This is a genomic window from Massilia sp. CT11-108 (assembly GCF_047302915.1).
Classification (GTDB): domain Bacteria; phylum Pseudomonadota; class Gammaproteobacteria; order Burkholderiales; family Burkholderiaceae_D; genus Telluria; species Telluria orientalis.
This window is the reverse complement of sequence record NZ_JBKYMO010000556.1, coordinates 1-3393: the sequence shown is the minus strand read 5'-3', so window position 1 is coordinate 3393 and position 3393 is coordinate 1. Positions and strand designations below refer to the sequence as shown.

Here is a 3393-nt window from a genome sequence, read left to right as displayed (position 1 = left end):
CGCTTGCGAATCGTTTTGTTCGTCAGCAGCAGAGAAGTGAGATTATGCAGTGCTTCGCTTAACTCGTCAACCCCTCGCTGTTTCTGCAACACACTGAATTCGTTCGATTTCATGCGCTGCAGAAGCAGGACGCGAACTATAGCAAACCCGCCCGCATCCGTGCAAGGGGTGTTGGGAATTACATACCCTCGAAATTCGGCTTGCGCTTCTCCAGGAACGCCGCCATCCCCTCCTTCTGCGCCGGCGTACCGAAGCCCGCATGGAAGAAGCGGCGCTCATAACGTACGCCTTCGGTCAGGGTCGTCTCGAACGCGCGGTTGACCGCATCCTTGATCTGCATGGCCACCGACACCGGCATCGCGGCGATCGTCTCCGCCACTTCCAGCGCCACCGTCATCACGAGGTCGGCCGGCACGACGCGGGACACGAGACCCGTGCGCTCAGCTTCCGCCGCATCGATCATGCGCGCCGTCAGCAGCATGTCCATGGCTTTCGACTTGCCGATCGCGCGCGGGAGGCGCTGCGTACCGCCCGCGCCCGGGGTCACGCCGACCTTGATCTCCGGCTGGCCGAACTTGGCCGTCTCCGACGCGATCAGGAAGTCGCACATCATCGCCAGTTCGCAGCCGCCACCCAGCGCATAGCCGGCGACGACGCCGATCACCGGCTTGCGCACATTGAGGATGTGTTCCCAGTTGCGGCCGATGTAATTACCCGGATACGTATCGGCATACGTGTAATTGGCCATCGCGGCGATGTCGGCGCCCGCGGCGAACACCTTGTCGCTGCCGGTCAGGATGATGACGTTGACGGCCGGATCGGCGTCGAATTTGTAGAGCGCGTCGCCCAGCTCGTTCATCATGTTGTCGTTGAGGGCGTTCAGCGCCTTCGGACGGTTCAGGCGGATCACGACCACCTTGTCGTGGTGTTCGATCAGCAGGTCAGAATATTCCATGGGACACCCCTTAATAAGATGAGCCCAGATTGTAGCGCCTGAACGACGCATGTGACGTATACGGCAATCATGCGTTTGTTATCATCTACCCGTGCCCCCTCTCTCCCTCCTCAGCCGCCTGTCGACCGACCGCCAGCTGCGCAACGCCGACTTTCGCCGTTTCTGGTTCAGCAGCACGCTGACCAACTTCGGCGCCCAGATCACGCTGCTGGCCCTCCCGATCTGCGCGGCCCTGCTGCTGCACGCGACGCCAGCCCAGATGGGTACCCTGGCCGCCGTCGGCTCCCTGCCGTTCCTGCTGTTCTCGCTGCCGACGGGCGTCCTGCTCGACCGCAGCCGGCGCCTGCCCGTCATGCTGGCCAGCGATGCGATGGTCGCGCTGAGCCTCGCCAGCGTGCCGTTCGCATGGTGGCAGGGGTGGCTCAGCGTGCACTGGCTGTACGCCGTGCAGTTCATGTTGGGGACGGGATTCGTCGTGGGCGGCAGCGCGGAGCAGATCTTCCTGACGTTCCTCGTGGGCCGCGATGGCCTCATCGATGCGCAATCGAAGCTGGGCGCGACCGAATCCGCCTCGCGCCTGCTCGGTCCCGGCATCGCGGGCCTGCTCGTGCAGGCACTGGGGGCGCCTGTCGCGATCCTGTGCAACGTGGCCGGCTTTACGGTCTCGCTGTGGAATCTGCGCCGGATCCGCACGCGCGAGCCGCAACCGCAGCCGCCCCAATCGCACGTACTGCGCGACGTGGCCGAAGGATTGAAATTCGTGTGGAGCCAGCCGGTGCTGCGCCTGCTGGCGTGGACGTCCGCCTGCTGGCACCTGCTGTTCTATGGCTACACGGCGCTGTACGTGCTGTTCGCCACGCGCGTGCTGGGGATGTCGCCGGGCCTGATGGGCACCTCGCAGATGCTGGGCGGCGCCGGCGTCTTGTTGAGCTCTCTGCTATTGAAACCGCTGACGCGCCGCTTCGGCTCCGGCGGCGCCATCGCCACGGGCCTGTGCATCTCGTGCCTCGGCTTCATGCTGATGCCGACGATCCCGCGCGACCTGCTGGGCAGCCGCGCCGCCACGGCGGCCGCCTATGCCGGCGTCGTGTTCTGCCTCGATTGCGGCGGCACCCTGTTCTTCCTGCCCTATCTCGCGCTGCGCCAGCGCGTCACGCCCGATGCGCTGCTGGGGCGGATGACGTCGACGATGCGCTTCATGACGGTGGCCGTGGCGCCCATCGGCGCGGCCGGTGCCGGTGCGCTGGCCGAGCGGCTCGGCGTGCGCGGCGGCCTGACGGTCGTCGCGGCGGGCGCCCTGCTGCTGACGTTCACCACGCTGTTCGGCACCCGCCTGCACCGGATACGGCAATAAGCCTCAGTTACCCGGTCGCGGCAGCAGCGCCCAGATCTGCCCGCGCTGCTTCATGCGGCCCGCGTTGTCGGCCGCCTGGCCGCCGAAGCCGAAGAAGAAGTCCGCGCGCACGGCGCCCTTGATGGCGCCGCCCGTGTCCTGCGCCATCACGAGGCGCCGCAGCGGCACGTCGCCCGCCGGTTCCGTCGTCGACAGGAACAGCGGCGCGCCGAGCGGGATGAAGGCCGGGTCGACGGCGACGGAGCGCGTGGGCGTCAACGGCACGCCCAGGGCGCCCTTCGGGCCGACGTTCGGATCGGGCAGGCGCTCCTCGCGGAAGAACACGTAGCTCGGGTTGACGTTGAGGAGTTCCTGGCGGCGCTCCGGATGCGCGGCGATCCACGCCTTGATGCCCTGCGCCGTCGCCTCGCCCGGCGCCAACTCTCCCTGGTCGATCAGCCAGCGGCCGATCGCCTTGTACGGATGGCCGTTCTGGTCGGCGTAGGCGATGCGCACGGTGTCGCCGTCGTCCAGCTGCACGCGGCCGGAGCCCTGCACTTCGAGGAAGAACGCCTCCACGGGATCGTCGACCCACACCAGTTCCTTGCCCGGGATGCGCGCGCGCTCGATGTCGGCGCGCGTGGCGTACGGGACGACGGTCTTGCCGACGAGGCGTCCGCGCAGCCGCATGCCCTTCAGGCTCGGGTAGACGCTCGCCAGGTTCACGGTGATCAGGTCGTCCGGTACTTTATAGAGAGGCGTCTGGTATGCGCCGCCGCGCTTGCGGGCGCCGCGCAGCATCGGCTCATAGTAGCCCGTGATCAGGCCCGCGTCCGCGCCGTCGGGCGTGCGCACGAGATTCGGCACGAAATACGTCTCGAAGAACTGGCGGATGGCCGTGCCGTCGTCGGGGTCGACCGATTTGCCGGCCGCGCACGGCGCCTTCCAGTCCGGCTTCGCGCCCAGCGCGCGGCAGGAAGCCTGGAACGCAGGCCAGGCCTGGCGCAGGTCGTCCTGCTGCCAGCCCGGCAACGCATCGAACGAGACCGGCGTGAACAGGGGCGCGGGCGGCGGCGGTTGTTGCGGCTGCGCCGGCGGCTGGGTC

The 3393-nt window shown here is 67.6% G+C and carries 3 protein-coding genes; 1 reads left to right on the top strand and 2 read right to left on the bottom strand.

From position 1 onward, the window contains the following. Positions 1-178: 178 nt before the first annotated feature. The gene (locus tag ACEN88_RS27290; protein ID WP_160406459.1) at positions 179-955 is read right to left on the bottom strand and encodes an enoyl-CoA hydratase; all 777 of its coding nucleotides are present in this window, start codon (positions 953-955) and stop codon (positions 179-181) included. Positions 956-1046: 91 nt separating this feature from the next. Between ACEN88_RS27290 and ACEN88_RS27285 the strand changes: the two genes are divergently transcribed. After that, positions 1047-2309 carry an MFS transporter gene (locus ACEN88_RS27285; protein WP_413344705.1) on the top strand — a complete coding sequence of 421 codons (1263 nt, stop codon included), beginning with the start codon at positions 1047-1049 and terminating at the stop codon, positions 2307-2309. Positions 2310-2312: 3 nt separating this feature from the next. Here the strand turns inward: ACEN88_RS27285 and ACEN88_RS27280 are convergent. Next, positions 2313-3393, bottom strand: a 1081-nt coding sequence (locus tag ACEN88_RS27280) for a murein transglycosylase A (protein ID WP_413344703.1), incomplete at its 5' end; no start/stop codon positions are given.